The sequence below is a fragment of the Paraburkholderia sp. JHI2823 genome (assembly GCF_038900695.1).
GTDB lineage: Bacteria > Pseudomonadota > Gammaproteobacteria > Burkholderiales > Burkholderiaceae > Paraburkholderia > Paraburkholderia mimosarum.
Genome location: NZ_JAYMRY010000018.1, coordinates 15677 through 34419 on the forward strand (window position 1 = coordinate 15677; position 18743 = coordinate 34419).

Annotated in this window: 15 protein-coding genes and 2 pseudogenes; 8 read left to right on the forward strand and 9 right to left on the reverse strand. The window is 62.3% G+C overall.

All coding sequences use genetic code 11. The annotated features are described in order from the left end of the window. Positions 1-619 precede the first annotated feature (619 nt). Positions 620-2281, reverse strand: coding sequence for an NRAMP family divalent metal transporter (locus tag VSR34_RS19920; protein ID WP_342963284.1), 1662 nt, complete (start codon positions 2279-2281; stop codon positions 620-622). 110 nt (positions 2282-2391) lie between these two features. Further along, a complete protein-coding gene (locus VSR34_RS19925) occupies positions 2392-2541 on the reverse strand; it encodes a hypothetical protein (protein WP_342963285.1) in 150 nt (49 codons plus the stop codon). 1452 nt (positions 2542-3993) lie between these two features. Here VSR34_RS19925 and VSR34_RS19930 point away from each other — a divergent pair. Continuing rightward, positions 3994-5520, forward strand: a complete 1527-nt coding sequence (locus VSR34_RS19930; RefSeq protein ID WP_342963286.1) for a carbohydrate porin — start codon at positions 3994-3996, stop codon at positions 5518-5520. Between the two features lie 182 nt (positions 5521-5702). On the opposite strand, the pseudogene VSR34_RS19935 reads toward VSR34_RS19930, so the two are convergent. Continuing rightward, positions 5703-6086: pseudogene (locus VSR34_RS19935) on the reverse strand (carboxymuconolactone decarboxylase family protein); the annotation flags it as partial. Positions 6087-6321: 235 nt separating this feature from the next. Here VSR34_RS19935 and VSR34_RS19940 point away from each other — a divergent pair. Then, positions 6322-7653 carry a Rieske 2Fe-2S domain-containing protein gene (locus VSR34_RS19940; RefSeq protein WP_028212400.1) on the forward strand — a complete coding sequence of 444 codons (1332 nt, stop codon included), beginning with the start codon at positions 6322-6324 and terminating at the stop codon, positions 7651-7653. Between the two features lie 16 nt (positions 7654-7669). Beyond that, entirely contained in the window at positions 7670-8845 is a 1176-nt protein-coding gene (locus VSR34_RS19945) for a Gfo/Idh/MocA family oxidoreductase (protein WP_342963287.1), read from the forward strand. 88 nt (positions 8846-8933) lie between these two features. On the opposite strand, the gene nadC is transcribed toward VSR34_RS19945, so the two are convergent. From nadC to VSR34_RS19970, 5 genes and pseudogenes are all read right to left on the reverse strand, one after another. Then, positions 8934-9779 (reverse strand): carboxylating nicotinate-nucleotide diphosphorylase, encoded by an 846-nt coding sequence (gene nadC / locus VSR34_RS19950; RefSeq protein ID WP_028212398.1) that lies wholly within the window; start codon positions 9777-9779, stop codon positions 8934-8936. Positions 9780-9919: 140 nt separating this feature from the next. Next, positions 9920-10510: a MarR family transcriptional regulator gene (locus VSR34_RS19955; RefSeq protein WP_028212397.1), complete on the reverse strand. Its 591-nt coding sequence runs from the start codon at positions 10508-10510 to the stop codon at positions 9920-9922. Between the two features lie 89 nt (positions 10511-10599). Beyond that, a pseudogene (locus VSR34_RS19960) lies at positions 10600-11022 on the reverse strand (porin); the annotation flags it as partial. A gap of 115 nt (positions 11023-11137) precedes the next feature. Continuing rightward, entirely contained in the window at positions 11138-12130 is a 993-nt protein-coding gene (locus tag VSR34_RS19965; RefSeq protein WP_342963288.1) for an ABC transporter substrate-binding protein, read from the reverse strand. 46 nt (positions 12131-12176) lie between these two features. Beyond that, positions 12177-13523, reverse strand: coding sequence for an MFS transporter (locus VSR34_RS19970; RefSeq protein WP_028212395.1), 1347 nt, complete (start codon positions 13521-13523; stop codon positions 12177-12179). 237 nt (positions 13524-13760) lie between these two features. Between VSR34_RS19970 and VSR34_RS19975 the strand changes: the two genes are divergently transcribed. Both VSR34_RS19975 and VSR34_RS19980 read left to right on the forward strand, forming a co-directional pair. Next, a complete protein-coding gene (locus VSR34_RS19975; protein ID WP_342963342.1) occupies positions 13761-14729 on the forward strand; it encodes a PDR/VanB family oxidoreductase in 969 nt (322 codons plus the stop codon). 72 nt (positions 14730-14801) lie between these two features. Further along, the gene (locus tag VSR34_RS19980; RefSeq protein WP_028212393.1) at positions 14802-15296 is read left to right on the forward strand and encodes a hemerythrin domain-containing protein; all 495 of its coding nucleotides are present in this window, start codon (positions 14802-14804) and stop codon (positions 15294-15296) included. Positions 15297-15415: 119 nt separating this feature from the next. Here the strand turns inward: VSR34_RS19980 and VSR34_RS19985 are convergent, their stop codons facing one another. Beyond that, the gene (locus VSR34_RS19985; protein WP_028212392.1) at positions 15416-15661 is read right to left on the reverse strand and encodes a hypothetical protein; all 246 of its coding nucleotides are present in this window, start codon (positions 15659-15661) and stop codon (positions 15416-15418) included. Positions 15662-16412: 751 nt separating this feature from the next. On the opposite strand from VSR34_RS19985, the gene VSR34_RS19990 reads away from it, so the two are divergent. The 3 genes from VSR34_RS19990 (at position 16413) to VSR34_RS20000 (ending at position 18484) form a co-directional block, all read left to right on the forward strand. Further along, positions 16413-17546: a HAMP domain-containing sensor histidine kinase gene (locus tag VSR34_RS19990; RefSeq protein ID WP_028212391.1), complete on the forward strand. Its 1134-nt coding sequence runs from the start codon at positions 16413-16415 to the stop codon at positions 17544-17546. 153 nt (positions 17547-17699) lie between these two features. Beyond that, complete coding sequence (locus VSR34_RS19995; protein WP_036019205.1) at positions 17700-18101, forward strand: response regulator; 402 nt, start codon at positions 17700-17702, stop codon at positions 18099-18101. After that, positions 18098-18484, forward strand: coding sequence for a response regulator (locus VSR34_RS20000; protein ID WP_028212389.1), 387 nt, complete (start codon positions 18098-18100; stop codon positions 18482-18484). The genes VSR34_RS19995 and VSR34_RS20000 overlap by 4 nt, the downstream gene beginning before the upstream one ends. The last annotated feature ends 259 nt before the right edge of the window (positions 18485-18743 follow it).

Genomic DNA, 18743 nt, shown 5'->3' on the forward strand with positions numbered 1-18743 from the left:
CACCAGCGTTTCGCGTCCAGAAGGTACAGACTGAGCACCTGACGTGAACGGCACGACGGGCGAAAACCCGCCAGGAGAACGGCTCGCTGGCCCGCCCCTGACCAGGGAGCGCACAGCGGCCTCAGATCGTCGTTGGGACGCCTTTTACCGTCGAGATATGTCGGCGCATTGTTCGTCGGTCCAGACGAAAGGCGTTTGCGCGTACAGCGGACCATCAGTCAGCAACAGCCCGCGCTGTGGTTTGGCGCTGAGAGAAACACCTTTCACCGGTCAAGGTACATTTCGCAACACTACAAATAAAAGCCCGCTCGCGGCGGGCCTAGCTTCCTGGTGACCTCTTGCGGTCGTATAGACGCGCCCAAGCGCGGCAATCAACGATCCGAACAGGCCACACTGCCTCTGCGAACGGGCGCCAATGAAAGTGCCTGCCGGGCCCCGCGGACCCATCCCGACAGCACGACCCAGGCAGAAACGCCAGCGAAGCACCCCCACCCCGCGCGGCTGGCCGGCCGATCACGCTATGAGGGAGCCGTTGCGCACAGGTTGCCTGCGCCTGCGCTCAATTTCGCACACCGCGCGCTCGTGAAAAGGAGACCGACGTGTGCCTGCCCCATCCGCATTAGTGAATGGCCATCTGCACGACCTTCACGATGACGAGACCCACTGCGACGACGAGATACGTGCGCAGCACGCCCATCCACACGCGCGTCGACAACGTCAGGTGTTGCGGCGCCGACAGGTCGTCGAGCGGCGGCATGCGCCACGTGTTGCGCAACGCCTTGAGGGCTGGCTTGTTGAGCGCCGGCGCATCATGGTTGACAGCCTTACCGCGCGCCTTGCGCGAGAGCTCCACCGCGACGTACACGGCGGCGGCAAGTCCACATCCGCCCACGAGAATCTCGACGATCGCCGCACCGCTGATATCCGGAAATACGGTGGCGGACGTCAGGATGATCGACAGCACGACGAGCACGGCAATCACTGCACCCGTGAACACGTTCAGTTTCCTGGAATTCACCCACGGCCCAAGCACCGCCTTGTCGTTGCACAACAGCAGCAGGAACACCGTTGCGCTCGGCAGCAGCACGCCGGCGAGCGTCTGCACAGCCTCGGTCAGGAGGCCGAGCGGGCTGCCGGGCATCAGCACGAGGGCGGCAGCGAGCGCGATGATGCCGAAGTAGACGAGATAGAAGCCCTTCGCGTCGAGCACACTGCGATGCAGCGAGTGCTTGACCTTGAACACATCGCCGATCGCGTAGGCCGTCGAGAGCGAAACTGCGGCGGCACCGATGATCGACGCGTCGAGGAGCGCGACCGCAAAGATCGTCGCCGACGTCTGGCCGACATACTTGTGCAGGCCGGCAATCACCCCACCCGCATCGGTGAAATTGCCGAATTCGGGCCTGCCGTCAAACAGCGCGGCGGTGAAGGCCATCATTGCCACGGCGCCGATGATCACGAACGCGATGCCGATCCAGAGGTCGGCCTTTTCGTACTTCATGAAGCGCGGCGTGATGCGCTTGTCGATCACATAGCTCTGCTGGAAGAACAGTTGCCACGGTGCGACCGTCGTGCCGACGATGCCGATGACGAGCAGCATGACATCGGAGAGCTTCGAATGCTTCGGCCAGGTCGGCACGAGGAAGTCACGCGCAATGACTCCCACAGGCGGGTGGATCGACACGAGCACCGGAACGAGCAGGAGACTCAACAGACACAGCACGATCGCGAAGCGTTCGAAGCGCCTGAAGTCGCCGGTACTGACCGCGGCCATCGTCAGCACTGCAGCGATGCAGACGCCGAGAACCTTCGAGACGCCGAGGAAATCAAGTGCAAACGTAATGCCGATGAACTCGGTGACGATCGTGAGCGCATTGAGCAGGAAGAGATCGATGACGCTGAACGCACCCCAGAACTTGCCGAAGCGTTCGAAGATGAGGCGCGCGTGACCGACACCGGTCACGGCGCCCAGGCGCAGCACCATTTCCTGGTTGACGTAGAGAACCGGTATCAGCAGTGCGAGCGTCCAGAGCAGCGACGTGCCGTAGTTCTGCCCAGCTTGCGTATAGGTGCCGAACGCGCCGGCGTCGTTATCGCCAACCATGACGATGAGGCCGGGGCCAAGGATGGCAAGCAGCGTGCGCAGACGCGCCATCCAGTTGCTGCGCGGGGCGGTGTCGTGGTGGGAGATCGTGCCGAAGGCACCCTTGATATCGCCGATGTGTGCATCGTCGAGCACAGCGGCCCGGCGCGGCGCGATGTTTGCTGGTGTGGTGGACATTTTGTTTATTCCTTGGCAGGGCTTTTTAATTTGATGATCGAGGTGTGGCACTGTCTCGCCCTGCTGCCGGCCGGGAGCGATGGGGAGACAGGCGGTCACGCCAGGCCGTGTTAGTGAGCGAGTTTCCAGAGGGCCGCCCGGACCGCGGCGACCACGCGGGCCGATACAGGCGAATGGTCATCGAGCGCGAGCATGTCGTTGTAGTGCGTGCGAGCTTCTTCGACGCGCGGGAGTTGCGCAATGAGGAGTACGAAGCGCATGGTGATTCCTCCGATAGCTTGAAACGTGGCGCCGTCGACCGGGCCTTCGTTCAGTTCACACGGGCCGAAGTGCTCGGGCGTGCGGGAGGAACGTGTGCGGCCAGGAGGTCAGGCGAAGCGAGCGGCGTTCAGCGAGAACGCACGGCGAGTCATACTGGAACCAGGCTCAGGGTCGGGCATCGTGAACTCCTCCGTCGTTTGCGTCCGATTCTCGTTGAATGGACGTGGGTAACCGCATGCCGCTGCGCGCGACGTTCGGCGCGCGAAAACGGCGTGAGCATGCGGCGCCGCGAGCCAATGGCCCGACGCGCCGAATCGTCTGGACGAATGCGCGTAACAACGCACGCGTCAAAGACGGTGGCCAATCGAAGAGATGCGCGGGAAGAAACTGCGGAAGCTACTGCGGCGCGCACCGTCTGCCTGCTGGCAGGACGGCGGCTAGGGGAGAATCCAGGCGGGCGTCGTGCCGGTCAGGCAGAAAAACCGTTCGAAGGTCGACTACTGCTACTGTCCAAGGCATATGCCCCTTTCGTGAAAACATCCGAATTCTAGTGACGACGCTTGCACAGAGTCAACGATTTCTTTGAAGATTTTTCTTTCGATTCCGTTACTTGCAGTTGGATGCAAATCGTTTTGCTCTCCTCTTAGAATTGCATCTGCCCAACGGTGACTGCAGAGCTTGCAGTGTGGCAAAGGAGCAACGCGGGAACGCTAGTGCGCCGGGCTTGAATCCGTTCAGCGCGGCATGGGCACTGCAGCTTTTTTCAAACGAATAAGCACTGCCGGCAATTTTTGCTTGTGCGTTCATAAAAGGCGCGCATAGAATCCGCCCTGTCTCAAGAAACAGGAGAGTCCTTCGTGGACGCAAGCCCTGGTAGTCGATCTCGTACGCCGGCGTGTGCCGGCACCCAGACTGCAATCGCGCGTTAGCGACGCCGGACCTTCCTTCCTGCCGCTGACTCCGATTGTCGGGTCAGCGCGCTTCTTCCGGACCGCCCGTGCGGTCCGTCTGTAGCTCGCTCCCTTTTTTGCTTAAGAACACCGACAGCGCTTGACTGCGCTGTCGGCGTGTCGCTTATCGAACGTTGCCCGGCCTGGCCGGGCCCGACGGGGGTTGAATCATGCATATCGAACGCTTTCTCCGCGTCTCACGCACTTACCTGCGTGCGACGCTGGCCGTCCCACCGCGCCGCGAACCTGACGGACCCAGCCAGCTCTGGCAGCCTACGTGCGCCCGCCCAGGCCGGGCAGTGCAACGCGACGCTTCAGCCGCGGCTCTCTGGGCGACCTCAACACGCAACGCTGGCGGTACATCATGGCCCGCCTGAGCGGGCTGTCACGAATACGACTCAATAAAACCGTGGCCCCGCGCGACTCGGCACAGGTCCCCCTTTCGCCATCGCTCAATCATCAGTTCATTTCCCAGAAGAAAATAAAATGATCTCCTTTGGCATGCCCACACAAAACGAAAATAGCACTGGCACGCGTGGCCTCCTCGCCCCGCCCTCGCGCGTGAAGCCGCTCAGCGCCATCGCAGCGCTGCTAGTCGCGCTGGCCGCGGGCACAACTGTTCCGGCTTACGGACAATCGGAGTCAGCCGCGCCAGGATCGGCGGAGAAGGCCCCTGCCGCAGCCACGAATACCGACGCAAACGCCGCACCGGAAGCGGCTGCCGCCGCGCCGACCGGTTTCTGGGAGCGCTCGAACCTGCTCGGCGACATGGGCGGACTGCGCACACTGCTGGGCGACCACGGTGTCACGTTCAACGCGCAGGAAACGAGCGAGGTGTACGGCAACTTCTCCGGTGGCATCTCGAAGGGCGCTTCGTACAACGGCGCCACACAATTTGGCCTTAGCGTTGATACCGACAAGGCATTCGGCTTGAAAGGCGGCACCTTTTTCGTCGATGCGCTACAGATTCACGGACACGGCATCACGGCTGCACGGCTGAATGCACTGCAAGCCGTGAGCGGCGTCGAGGCCGAAGCGACGACGCGTTTATGGGAACTCTGGTACCAGCAGGCGCTCGGCGACAAGTTCGACGTCAAGATCGGCCAGCAGAGCCTTGATCAGGAATTCATCATCAGCCAGTACGGCAGCACGTTCGCGAACGCGACGTTCGGGTGGCCCGTATTGGCGGCCACCGACCTGCCTGCGGGCGGCCCTGCTTACCCGCTGTCGTCGCTTGGCGTGCGCCTGCGGTTCAAGCCGAGTGATTCGATGACGATTCTCGGCGGCATCTTCGACGGCAACCCCGCGCCGGGCAATGGCGACCCGCAACAGCTCAACGCCAGTGGCACCCAGTTCAACCTGCACAATGGCGTCATGATAATCGGCGAGGTCCAGTACGCGATCAATCAGCCGCCGGCAAGAGGATCCGGGGCGTCACAGCCAGCAGGGCTGCCAGGCACCTACAAGCTGGGCTTCTGGTACAACAACAATCACTTCGCGGATCAGCACCTCGATACAAACGGCATCTCGCTCGCGAGCCCCGCGTCGAACGGCGTGCCGGCGGCGCATCGCGGCAACTTCAGCATTTATGCCGTTGCAGACCAGATGGTGTGGCGCCCGAGTGCCGACAGCCCGCAATCGGTCGGCGTGTTCACGCGTGTGATGGGCGCGCCGGGCGACCGTAACCTGCTCGACTTCAATATCAATGCGGGGATCGTGCTGAAAGCGCCGTTCAAGGGCCGCGACAGCGACTCGGTCGGGCTCGCTGTGAGCTACGCGAATGTCAGCTCGAGCGCGAGCGCGCTCGATCGTGACATCGCAACGCTCCAGACGCCGGGCCACCCCGTGCGCTCGGCGGAGACTGTGATCGAGGCGACTTACCAGTATCAGGTTGCGCCGTGGTGGCTCTTGCAGGGCGAACTCCAGTACATCGTCCGTCCGGGTGGCGGCATCCCCAATCCGAACAACGGCGGTGCACGCATCGGCAACGAGGCCGTGGCCGGACTGCGGACGGTCGTGACGTTCTGATGGTGTGACGCTCTGCGGCATCCCGGCCTGCCAGCATTTTCGCGATCAGGTCGGGATTCGCCTGGCAGAGCCGCGAACTGGCGACGGTAAGCGTGCTCGCCGCCCTGACGGGGGGCGATACGCAGCTGCAAGCGACCTGTTCCTCAAGACCCACCTGTTCGGCGACGTTTTCGAGCACGACAATCAATCGCCGGTGCAAATTGGAACAACGCCCCTTTCACCGGGGCGCCGGACAGCTTCGTCGGGTTCGCCGTGCCGACAACGAGCAATGCGTCGCCGGTTGGCACAGGGCGGCTCGGCGCGTAATCTTCGGTGTCCTGAAGACATGCATGCTTGCGGGTCTCTACCAGCTTCATCAGCACGCCGAGCGCATTGAGGCTGCGTGGAAAGCCTGCGTAACCATAAAGCTGCACCAGGATTTCTCGAACCTCGCTGATCGTCAGACCGGTATCCACCCCCTGATTCAACGCAGCAGCGAGAGTGTCCATGTTCGCTGCAGCAGCGAATGCCGCGATGGGTACGATCGCCTGCCGCCGGGCGGTCAGCGTTTTGCGCAATATTCGAATGCTTCTGACGCATGGCACTTCGTGCCACACATTACATCTCCTGTTCCACGGTCGCCGCAACGAACAGCAGTGAACCTGCTCTTCTTTGGGGTTGTAGCCCCCTCGTCCGGCATCCCTGTCCGCCGTACAGACTTTCCCGGATACCGCACAACCGGCTCTTGCCAATATAGCTAGATCTCTAATATAGTGGCGCAATACCTGCTGATGAAGGCGACCTTTCGCCGGGAGACATGACATGCTGACCCACCAGGAAAATGAATTACTGTGCCGCGTTGAAGGCGATGCCCCGATGGGCCAGTTGATGCGGCGGCACTGGACGCCGGTTTGCCTCATCGAAGAAGTCAGCGAGCCGGACGGCGCGCCGGTCAAAGCCCGCGTATTTGGCGAGGATCTCGTCGTATTCCGCGACTCGGAAGGCAGCGTTGGAGTACTCGACGAGTACTGTCCGCACCGTCGTGCATCGCTCGTCTACGGTCGCAATGAAGACTCCGGCCTGCGCTGCCTCTATCACGGCTGGAAGTTCGACGTCGCGGGCAACGTGCTCGAAATGGTGTCGGAGCCGGCGGCGAGCTGCATGACCGAAAAGGTCAAGCACAAGGCCTACCCGGTCCAGGAATGGGGCGGCATGGTGTGGGCGTATATGGGCCCGCAGGACGCCGTCCCCGAGTTCGTACCGCCGGCATGGGCGCCGACCGCCGACACGCGCGTGAGCATCGCGAAGGCGCTTCTGCCGTGCAACTGGGCGCAGATTCTCGAAGGCGCGATCGATTCCGCCCACAGCTCGAGCCTGCATTCGTCGGACTTCGTGCCGGCGCGCGTCGGCGGCGCCGAAGCGACTGGGAAGAACTGGTTGCGCCCGTCCACCGACAAGGCGCCGCGCCTGCAGGTCGAGCGCACCGGTTACGGCTTTCGCTACGCCGCGCTGCGCCGGCCGATCTTCAACGCCAACACGCACGACTACGTGCGCTCGACGGTATTCGTTGCACCCGCAACCGTACTGATCCCGCCGAACAATCTGTACAACGTCGCGAACGTCAACGTGCCGATGGACGACACGAACACGGCGTTCTACTTCATCGCCTGGGGCGATCCGGAGACGACGCCAGAAACTGAAACGTGGCGCAAGTTCCTGCGTCAGCAGGTCGGTGTTGACCTCGACCAGTACTATCGTCCGCTGCGCAATCACGACAACCGCTTCTGGCAGGACCGCCAGGCAATGAAGGCTGGCAATTTCACTGGCATTTCGGGCTTCCCGAACCAGGACATCGCGATGTGGGTCACCATGGGCCCGATTGCGAACCGCTCGGACGAGCGCCTCGGCGCGAGCGATCTCGCCATCGTCGAATTCCGTCGCCGCATGATCGATGCGATCGCCGAATTCGAAAGCGATGGAGAAGCAATCGGCACCGGAACAAAGGTGATTTCCCGCGAAGTGTGTTCGTACCAGGCTGTCGTGCCGAAGGAAATCGACTGGCGCACGTATGCCGCGCGTTACGTCAGCAAAAAGAATCCGGAGCCGGCCGACCAGCCATCCGCGCTCGCAACGGACTATCAGGTCAGGCAATAACGGGAGGCACGCGACCATGGAGCAGCGCCGTTTGCGTATCGGGGTCGCAGGACTGGGGCGGGCATTTTCGCTGATGCTGCCTACGTTCCTGCGCGACCCAAGAGTCCAGCTCGTCGCTGCGTGCGATCCGCGTGAGGAAGCGCGGCGGCAGTTCGCCGCTGATTTCGCGGCGCCCGTCTATGCGGACGTGGCGTCGTTGGCGCACGACCGCAACGTCGAGATCGTCTACGTTGCGAGTCCGCACCAGTTCCACGCGCAGCACACTGAAATTGCCGCGGCGAACGGCAAACACGTGCTGGTCGAAAAGCCGATGGCGCTCGCCGCTGCGGACTGCGATCGCATGATCGCTGCATGCCGCGCAGCAAACGTGCATCTGATCGTCGGCCATTGCCACAGTTTCGACACGCCGTACCTGCGTACGCGTGAATTGATCGACGGCGGCGATTTCGGCGCCGTGAAAATGATCCAGGCCGTCAACTACACCGACTACCTGTATCGCCCGCGCCGGCCCGAGGAACTCGCGACGGCCGAAGGCGGCGGCGCCGTTTTCAGCCAGGCGGCGCACCAGGTGGACATCGTGCGAATGCTCGCCGGCTCTCGCGCCTCGCGGCTGCGCGCAAGCGTCGGCCGGTGGGATCCGTCACGCCCGACCGAAGGAGCCTATTCGGCGCTGATCTGGTTCGAGAACGGTGCCTATGCCTCGCTCTCGTACAACGGCTACGGCCACTTCAACACCGACGAATGGAGCGGCTGGATCGGCGAGATGGGCGATCGCACGAGCCCCGACACCTATGGCAGCGCCCGCCGCCGTCTGGAGACACTCGCTTCGTCGGGCGACGAGGCGAAACTCAAGGCGGCCGGCACGTACGGCGGTTCGGCATACAAACCGCCCACGACCTCCGCGGACGGGCCGCAGCGATTTCATCAACATTTCGGCCCGGTCATCGTCTCCTGTGAACGCGCGGACCTGCGCCCGTTGCCCGACTCGATCGTCGTCTACGGCGACGAGCAGCGCAAGACGCTGCCGCTGCCTGTCCCTTGTGTGCCGCGAGCCGAAGTCATCGACGAGTTATACGGCGCGGTCGTTGAGGGACGGCCGCCCCTTCACAACGGCGAATGGGCAAAGGGCACGCTGGAAATCTGTATCGCGATTCTGAAGTCGAGCGAAACGGGAGCAGATGTAACGCTTTGATAGTCCGAGGTAGGCGTGAAAGCCCTCTTTGGAATGCTGGAAAACGGTCAACAGTCAGGGCGGGGCGCACACGCGCGCCCCGCCCTGCTTACCCAGCCAATACTGCGAAACGCAGCGAAAAATCAACCGCCCTGACGTTTTTCGTCAGCTTTCCTAATGAAATGCGGTCCACGCCGGTCTCGGCAATGGTACGCAGTGTCTCCTCGTTCACGCCGCCCGAGACTTCCAGTTCGGCGCGCCCTGCGGTCACACGCACAGCCTCGCGCATGGACTCGATCGAGAAATTGTCGAGCAGAATCGCCGCGGCGCCGCCAGCCAACGCTTCGCTCAACTCGTCGAGCGTCTCCACCTCGACCTGAACCGGCACACCCGCACCCAATGCCTGTGTGGCGCGTAGCGTCGACGCGATGCCGCCGCCAGCCGCGATATGGTTTTCCTTGATCAGGATGCCGTCGTACAGCCCGCGACGATGGTTTTCACCGCCGCCAACACGCACCGCGTACTTTTGCGCGAGGCGCAAGCCGGGTAACGTTTTTCGCGTGTCGAGAATCCGCGCGGATGTGCCTTGGACGATCCGCGCCATCATGCTCGTCTCGGTGGCCACGCCAGAAAGCAACTGGATGAAATTGAGCGCGGTGCGTTCGGCGGTGAGCATGCCGCGCGCCGGACCAGCGATCCGGCAGACGGCCTGCCCTTCGTGCATCCGTTCGCCTTCGCCGACGAACCACTCAATCGTGATGCGCGGGTCGACCTGCTGAAGTGTTTCGTCGAACCACGGCCTGCCGCACAGCAGGGCGGCTTCGCGCACGGTAAGGACGGCCTCGGCTGAAGCGTCGGGGTCGATCAGTAGTGACGTCCAGTCGGCCTCGCCGACATCTTCCGCGAGCGCCTCGCGGACGTTGCGCGTCATCGCCGCGCGGGTCATTCCATCCATTGCAGATCCGTATTCCTTGAGCGAGAAAGCAGCATGCAGTGACATGCTGTCGTGCCGGTCGTGGACGCGGCACGCCCGCCAATATTATTAGATCTATAATAAACGTTCTACCCGGGAATGACCTGAAGCGGCGCTATACCTTATTCCTGATCGAATTCTTCCCCGCGTGCGGCGATCAGGCTGCCCACTTCACGCGTCGACGGAATGCGTAGCGCCGGGTTGTCCGACTCCGATTCGTCGCGCGCCATGTTCTCGATGATCGTCAGCAGGACCTTTCGCGCAACGTTGATCTCGGTGGTTTTCAGGCCCCTGACGCTGATTTCGTTGACTTCTTCCGCGAGCGGGACGAGCTTGTTTTTCAGGCTCCGGCCACGCGGCGTGAGATAGACGTGCGTGTTTTTGCGATTGCCGGGCGCATAGCGCCGCTCCACGTAGCCGAGCTTTTCCATCGCCGACACCGCACTGAACGTGGTGGGCGTGGTGGTGCCGGTCTCGTCGCTGAGTTCCTTCTGCGTAAGCCCGTCGGTGACCCACAGCACACGCAGATACGCCCAGTGGCCGAACGAGACTTCATGCTGTGCCAGGCGCATTTGCAGACCGCGGATCATCGCGCGGCCCGCATCCTTGACCAGGTGAGCAAGACGATCGTCCGGCACTGCCTCGCGCCAGTGCCGCAGAATGGGATCCTCGCTCGCGACCCCGCCCTTGCCCGAAGTACGTGCTGCTGCCATACCTTCCTCGCCGTTATTGTGATCAGACTGATGACAATCATAGCGCTTCAGCAGGCGCGAGAGGCACTGGCGTCTCGCACCCGTGCCGCTCAGAACGTGTGGCGAATGCCCACGGTCACGCCCGCCTGGTCCATGCCAGGCGCGATGTCCACGCCCGTGCCGCGAAGGCCGACATCGGAAAACGAGCGATTGGAGACATACGCGCCTTCGGCGTACACGTCGGTGCGCCTGGACAGCGAGTAGTCGACGAGCAATGCCCCCATCGTCGGGCCGCCGTGCGGATTGCGAAACTGCGTGTGATAGACGCTGGCGGAAATGGCCAGCGGCGCATTCACCCGCCACGTCACCCCGCCCCAATAGAGCAACGAACTGGGCGGCACGTCCGTGTTGCGCGTGTTCAGCCAGCGCAGGCCCGCCAGCGTCGTGACCGGACCGAAGTCGTACGACACGCCGAGCAGTGCACGCTGCTGCGCGTTGCTCTGCGTCGCGATCGAGGTGCCCTGCAACTGGTCTTATTCTGGATTACTGATTACATCGGATATATCGTCGGTTTCCGCGCATCCCTTGCGCACCCGGCGCATGCGGGACGGCCGGACGCGCGACGGCACTAACCGCCGCCGCGGAAGGTCAGATCTTGAAGCGTTCCAGGCTGGCCGGGTGGAACAGTTCGGCAGGCTCGAGGCGACGGCTCGACAGGCCCTCGGCATGGTGCTGCGCGAGGAAGCGGTCGATCACGTGCTCGTTGTTCGCGAATCCGTACGACCAGAAGTCGTGCCCCATCAGTCGACGCGCGTTGCGCAACTGGTCCTCGATGAACGGCAGCGTGACCTTGGTCGCCGAGGTATCGCTCAAACGGGCCAACGCCACTTCCTTCGATTGCTCGAATGCCTTGGCGATCGCTCCGGGCAGCCACGGGTGCTGATCCGCGAGCGTCTTGCGAATCCCCAGCGTGTGCATGATCGGGAAGAGCTGCCTGCGCCCGTACCATTCGGCGGCGCTCTTTTGCGGGTCATCGAAGAGGTACTTGACCTTCGGATGCCCGCGGTCGAAGCACGACGGCGCGCGCGGTCCGATCACGCCGTCAATCTCGCCGTCGGCCAGCAGATTCGAGATCGTCCGCCCTTCGGGCGCGTTTTCAAGCACGACGCCTTCGGGCAGCTTCAGCGCGATCTTCTCCACGCGTGTCGGGTCCTCGTAGCCGCCCCGCACCCAGCGAATGTCCGACGCCTTCACGCCATACTCTTCTTCCAGGAACAGCCGGACCCACACATTGGCCGTGAGCTGGTATTCCGGCACGCCGATCCGCTTACCCTTCAGATCCTCGGGACGATCGATCCCACGGTCGGAACGCACATAGATCGAGCTGTGCCGGAACGCGCGCGAAGGGAACACCGGCACGGCAATGTAGGGCGACGTGCCCGCGGCCGTCTTCACCGAATAGCTGCTGAGCGAAAGCTCGCAAATGTCGTAGTCCGCGTGACGGAACGCGCGAAAGAAGATCTCCTCGGGGTCCTGCAGCATGAACACGGGGTCCACGCCGTCGATCTGGACCTCGCCGTCGATCAGCGGCCGCATCCGGTCGTAGTTACCAACGGCGATGGAAAGTGGAAGCTTGCTCATTCCTGCTCCTGTCTGACTGTCAAAATGCTGTCCGTCGCGCGCATCGTCACGCGCCGGTTTGCTGCGCCTGCCGCTCGCGCGGCACGCCGAAGAAGACGGCAACGCCGCCGATGAAAACGAGCACCGCGACCAGCAGGATGCCGGCCGAGAAGCTGCCGGTCACGCTCTTCACCCAGCCGAGGACGATGGGTGCGAAGAACGCGCCCACCTGACCGAGACTGCTGATCACGCCGATACCGCCCGCGGCCGCCTCGCCCTTGAGGTAGTTCGGCGGAATGGTCCAGATAATGGCCGCGGCCGCGAAATAGCTCAGCGCCACGAGACTCAGGCACGCGATGGCGGCAACCGGGTTGTGCGTCAGCACCGTGAGAAGTACCGCGCCCGAGGCGCCGGCTGTCGTCGAGAGCACGAAGTGCCAGCGGCGCTCGAGCCGCAGGTCGGAACTGCGCGCAATCAGCAGCATGGCAACGGCGCCGACGATATAAGGCAGCGCCGACATGAAGCCGATCTGCAGCAGATTGGAAACGCCCGCCTGTTTGATGATCGTGGGCGTCCAGTAGTTGAGGAGCGTTCCGCAAATGGGCACCGTGGCCCAGCCTGCGGCAATCACGTACACGCGCGGGTCGCGCAGCGCGGCAAGGAGCGTGCTCGGCGAGCTATGCGGCTTGCTGCGGCCTTCCTCGTCCAGCGCGCCAATGACAAGCCGCTTTTGTTCATCGGTCAGCCAGCGCGCGTCTTGCGGCCGGTCGATCAGGTAGAAGTAAGCCACGCCCCCCGCAATCACGGCGGGCAAGCCTTCAAGGAAGAACAGCCATTGCCAGTTGCGAAAGCCCCATACGCCCATGAAGTTTTGCAGGATGAACCCGGAAAGCGGGCCGCCGACGATGCCCGCAACCGCAATCGCCAGCAGGAACCGCGACGTGATGCGAGCGCGACGCTTCGACGGATACCAGTACGAGAGATAGAGGATGATGCCGGGCCAAAAGCCCGCTTCGGCCGCGCCGAGGAGCGTCCGGGCGAGATAGAACTGCCACGGCGCAGTCATGAACGCCATGGCCGTGGAAATGGCCCCCCATAGCAACATGATCCGCGTGACGGTCTTGCGGGCGCCAATGCGGCGCAGCAACAGCGTACTCGGCACTTCGAGCAGGATGTAGCCGATAAAGAACAGACTCACGCCGAGCCCGTACGCCGCGTCGCTCAGCCCGAGATCGTGCTTGAGTTGCAACTGCGCGAAGCTGACGTTGACGCGGTCGAGATAGTTGAGGACCCAGCACAGGAATAGAAAACTCATCAACCTGAGCGTGATCTTGCGGTAAGTCGCCTCCTCCGCCGCCGAATCGGCTACGGCAGACAGGGATATGTCCCCGGAGTGCAGCGTTGAATGTGCCATAACTGAATGTCTCCGAATTTCATTATGGATACCGGGTGGAACGGGGTCCATCTCGCGGCATAATTAGACGTCTAATATTAAGGTTACGGTGGCTTCATGCCGCTGGCAAGCGCGGGTTTATACCGAGAGCGACATCACAAATAATTGCTTTCCTTGACTTGCATCATTAGATCTCTAGTAATAACATGCGTCCATGTTGATGCAACACAAGACAGGATCGGTCGCAAGGAGACAGATATGGCAGCCCCCCAGAAAGACGGTTTTCTTCATCTGAGGATTGCGGAAAAGGAGAAAATCGCTCGAGACATCTGGCGCTTTGAATTGACCGACCCGCAAGGCGCACCGTTGCCGCCGTTCGAGGCGGGCGCGAACCTCACCGTCGTGGTGCCCAACGGCTCGCGGCGAAGTTATTCGCTGTGCAATGACTCGCAGGAGCGCGATCGCTACGTCATCGCGGTGAAGCGTGACGGCAACGGACGCGGCGGCTCGATGAGTTTCGTCGACGACACGGTCGAGGGCGACGCCGTGGACGTCTCTTTGCCCCGCAACGAATTTTCCCTCGATGAGCGCGCGAAATCGTTCATCCTCGTCGCGGGCGGTATCGGCATCACGCCGATGCTGTCGATGGCGCGGCAGTTGCGAGCGGAAGGCCTGCGTTCGTTCAAGCTGTACTACCTCGCTCGCGATCCGGAAGGCACGGCGTTCTTCGATGAACTGACCAGCGACGAATGGCGTGCGGACGTGAAGATGCATCACGATCGCGGTGACGCGTCGAAGGCCTTCGACTTCTGGCCCGTATTCGAGAGGCCAAAGTCGGGGCAACACGTGTACTGCTGCGGCCCGCAGGCGCTCATGGACACCGTGCGGGACATGACCGGCCACTGGCCTTCAGGCACGGTACACTTCGAGAGCTTCGGTGCAGGCAATGCGAATGCACGTGAGAGCACGCCGTTCACGGTGCGGCTTTCACGCAGTGGCGCGTCGTTCGACGTTCCAGCCAATCGCTCGATCCTCGAGGTGCTGCGCGACGCGAACGTGCGCGTGCCCAGTTCCTGCGAGAGCGGCACCTGCGGTTCGTGCAAAACCGCGTTGTGCTCGGGGGAGGCGGATCATCGGGATCTCGTGCTGCGCGACGACGAAAAAGCAACGCAGATCATGGTCTGCGTGTCGCGCGCGAAATCCGCGGAGCTGGTTCTCGATCTTTGAGTTGCGCGGGACACGAACACCTACGGTTTTGCTCAACGGGGCAGCACACTGAAACAGCAGGAGTCATTGAACATGACGGACGAAACTCCTCCACGAACGCCTCCGGCGCGAGATAGCGATGCCCCGGCGCCGGCCAGCGACAATAGCCTGGTCTGGAATGACGCGCGACTCCTGGGCTTCGCGCAAATGGACGACATTCATAAGGAATTCTATACGGTCGCACTGCGGCTGGTGACGTGCACGGACGCAACGGCGGCAGCAGCACTGGATCTGTTCGAACAGCATGCCGTTAGCCATTTCGAGCAGGAAGACGAGTGGATGCGTACGACGAACTTCCCGCCCCGCGACTGCCACATCGAAGAGCATGCGGCCGTGCTGAAGTCGGTCGGTGACGTGAAGGCCGCGGTCGCGGAAGGGCGGGCCGGAGCGGAACTGACCCGGGCTCTCGGCCTGCGTCTTTTCGACTGGTTTCCCGGTCATGCGGACTACCTCGACTCGGCACTCGCTGCATGGATGACGAAGCAGAGGACAGGCGGCAAGCCGCTCGTGTTCAGACGTTCGATTTGATTGGGCGTGAAAACGGTGCCGCCGATGCTCATCGCACCGTGCACTTATCGCCTGATCTCATCGAGGCGCGATAGAAAAGTTCATGTACGTCGATCTCCTTGAGGTCCTCCGCACGGTCATCAACAGGCTTTGCGCAACAGCGTTTCGATGCGTTTCAGCGCGGATTCCGGTCGTCCGAGCGCAAGCATCGATCTCGCCACTGCAAAGGCGGACTCGGACGTCCGGTTCGTTCGGATACCCAGTTCGATGAAACTGAGCAGGTCCAAAACTTGTGCCGTAGCGCTCTCCGGATCCCGGTTCCAGGAAAAGCTGATCCTCGTGCGAAGTGATGAAAGCAACACCAGATAGTCGTCGGCCTGGAGCACTTCCCTACATCTTTCCATGAAGCTCCCCGGATCGCCCGCTCGTGGCAGGCCAGGTTTGTCGTGCTTACGTTCCGACCAACAGGATCCGCTCAAACAACGGTTCAACTTCTACGATGCTGGGTGGCTGCGACTGTGTGAGCGGCCTCGAGGACGGCGCACGCTGCGGGACAGCGGGAGAGGCTCAGCAATACCTGAACAACTCTCAAGTTTCGCAGCTTGGGGCAAGGCGATGAACGGTGAGCGCAAGCAAATGACGTCGTCCGCGGTTCTTTGACCGCTGCCGACGGGTGCGCATAGCGCGCCTGTTCGGCAACTTTTAATGTGTGACGGAAAGGTGGGCAGCCGACTGATCTTGTTTGTCCGTCGGAAGGGCTGACCCAAAGCTGCGCCACCGTTGGCCGAGATATGTTCGACAGCCAGGAATGGCGAGCCACTGGTGGGATGAGGAGTCAATTCGCGGTTCGTTCAAGTGTAGTCCGAAAGCCGGTGGGGCGGGAGAAAACATTCGCCCGGTTTGCGGCGCCATGCGCGTGCCATACCGAGTCTTTCGCCGCTGTACGAATTGCATTGCTTTTGGACGGGAAAAAAGCGCTCGCGCCTTCATTTGCTGTGCCTGCGCGCTGGTAAATTATTGGGGTGACTGGCTCGCGCTCGTGCACTGCCTGGCCCGCGCTTGGCACACGCAACAAGCAGGGCCTGGAAAAGCCCTGAGCTGTTGTGAGGTTGTGAGGCCAGCAAACGGAGGTGAGGCATGAGACTGGCTGACTTCATGGTGTGCAACACCGAAGCTATCCTCGCGCAATGGGAAGCCTCTGTGGTCCCCGTGACGGGGGCGGCGGCAAGCGCAGAATGGACCGTTTTGCGCGACTCTGCACGGCAGATACTGCAGACCGTGGCGAAACAGATCTCGGTCCCGCAAACGAAAGACGCCCAGCAGGAGCAATCCCGGAGGCGTCTGTCGAGGACAGTCGACGACGCCGGAGAAATGACGGCCGCGCAGACCCTTGCCCTGATGCGGGCGCAACGTGGTTTCAGCATTAACCAGATGGCCCTTGATTACCGCGCGCTGCGAGCCAGTGTGCTTCGACTGTGGGCGGACAAAGCCAGGCCGGACGCTCTGGACCTGGATGACATCATCCGGTTCGACGAAGCCATGGACCAGGCGCTGGCAGATTCGGTCGCGTTCTTCAACAAGGAGGTCGAGCAGGCTCGCAATCTCTTGCTCGGGATGCTCGGGCACGACATGCGCAGTCCGCTGCAGACGATCGTGACAACGGCGTCTCACCTTGCGGCGCTCAATGCCGGTGAAAGCGTTTCGGACGCTGCTTCCCGACTCATCAGGAGCGGCGCCCGCATGCAAAGCCTGCTCGAAGATCTTTGTGACTTCAACCGGACCAAGCTGGGGTTGGGGATCAAGATCGACCCCCACGACGTCGATCTCGCGGAAGTGCTGATTGACGTGATCGACCAGTTGCGCGCGGTGCATTCCGATCGCAGGATCGACGTGGAGGCAAAGGGCAATCTCCACGGGACATGGGACGGGCGGCGGATCCAGCAACTGCTAGGTAATCTCGTCGTCAACGCCATCAAATACGGAGCGCCGGACACTTCGGTTCGCGTGCTGGTAACCGGAACGGATGACGAAGTCCGCGTCGAGGTCTGGAATCGCGGTCCGGCGATCGATGGTACGACGATGGAATATATGTTCAAGCCGCTCCAGCGCGGCTTGCATGAGCCGGCCCGACCCCGGGACAGCGGAGGGCTGGGATTGGGCCTGTACATCGCCACTGAGATTGCCAAAGCGCATCACGGTGAGATCCGCGCGCAGTCCGATGAGACGCAAACCATCTTCTCCGTGCGACTGCCGCGCCGGAATTACGAATGATCGCCGGGCGGGTCGAGTGCACGGCCCGCACGGCCCCCACGACCAACAGAATCCAGTGCTGCCGGAACGAAGACGCGCCCGCAGCGCAGCGACAAACACTCTCACCAGGCGGGAACGACAGATGCTGTCTCTTCGTGCTTTCCGGGGAAATCGATGATACCTCAACCGCTGCCCGAGCCGGGCGTCGCTCAGATCCTGATCGCAGAGGATGACGTCCTCGTCCGCCTGGCCCTGGCCGAAGCACTACGTGCGGTGGGCTTTGGCGTGATCGAGGCGAGTTGCGCAGATGACGCGCTGGCCTATATCCGCGCTGGTGGCACGGTCGACCTCGTGTTTTCCGATATTCAGATGCCGGGCAAGGTTGACGGTCGAGAGCTGGCTGCGCTGATCGCCAGCGACCATCCCGGCATTCCCGTCATCCTCACTTCCGGCGACACGGCGCTCGCCGGGAACCTGCCAGCGGTGCTGTTCGTCGCCAAGCCATACAGTCTGGCACACACGGTGGCGTTGCTTCTTTCAGTGCTGGACCGGCTTCCACCCAAAGGGCATTCGTGAGTGCACCTAACATTCTGATCGTTGACGCAGACATATGCGTTCGCACTCCGCTTGCAGAATATCTGCGCGAATGCGGGTACCTCGTCATGGAGGCGGTTGACAGCGGCGAGGCCCGATCCCTGCTCGCCGACGATCCTTCAGCCGTCGATATCGTGCTGGCGGACGTCGGGGGTGAAGAGCGCAGCGGATTCGCCCTGGCGAAGTGGATACGAGGGCGATTTCCCGACATCCGGGTGATCCTGGCTGCAAGCATTGCCGGGTCTGTCGAAAGAGCCGCACGGTTATGCGATGAGGGCCCCGCGCTATCGAAACCCTACGATCACCGGGTGGTGCTGGCGCAAATCCAGCGGCTGCGAGCAGGCGCAAAACGCACGCCAAAATGATTGTTCGGTCCACTCGCAATCCGTTGTGCCCTCGTACGTGAGCCACCGCGGCGGTAGTCACGCTCGTGTCGACGCCGCTGCACCGCCTGGTAACTGGTTTGGCGTTCTTTGCCGCCGGCGTCAATCCATTTTTCAATGACCTCCCCGCTTCCCGTGACGATCCTCCACCGGGTCCTGGACAGCCGCGAGAGCCTGCATTGCCCGCTACAATAGTTTTCACGGTAGCTAGCTCCACGCTCGACACGTGAACAGGCGCCGT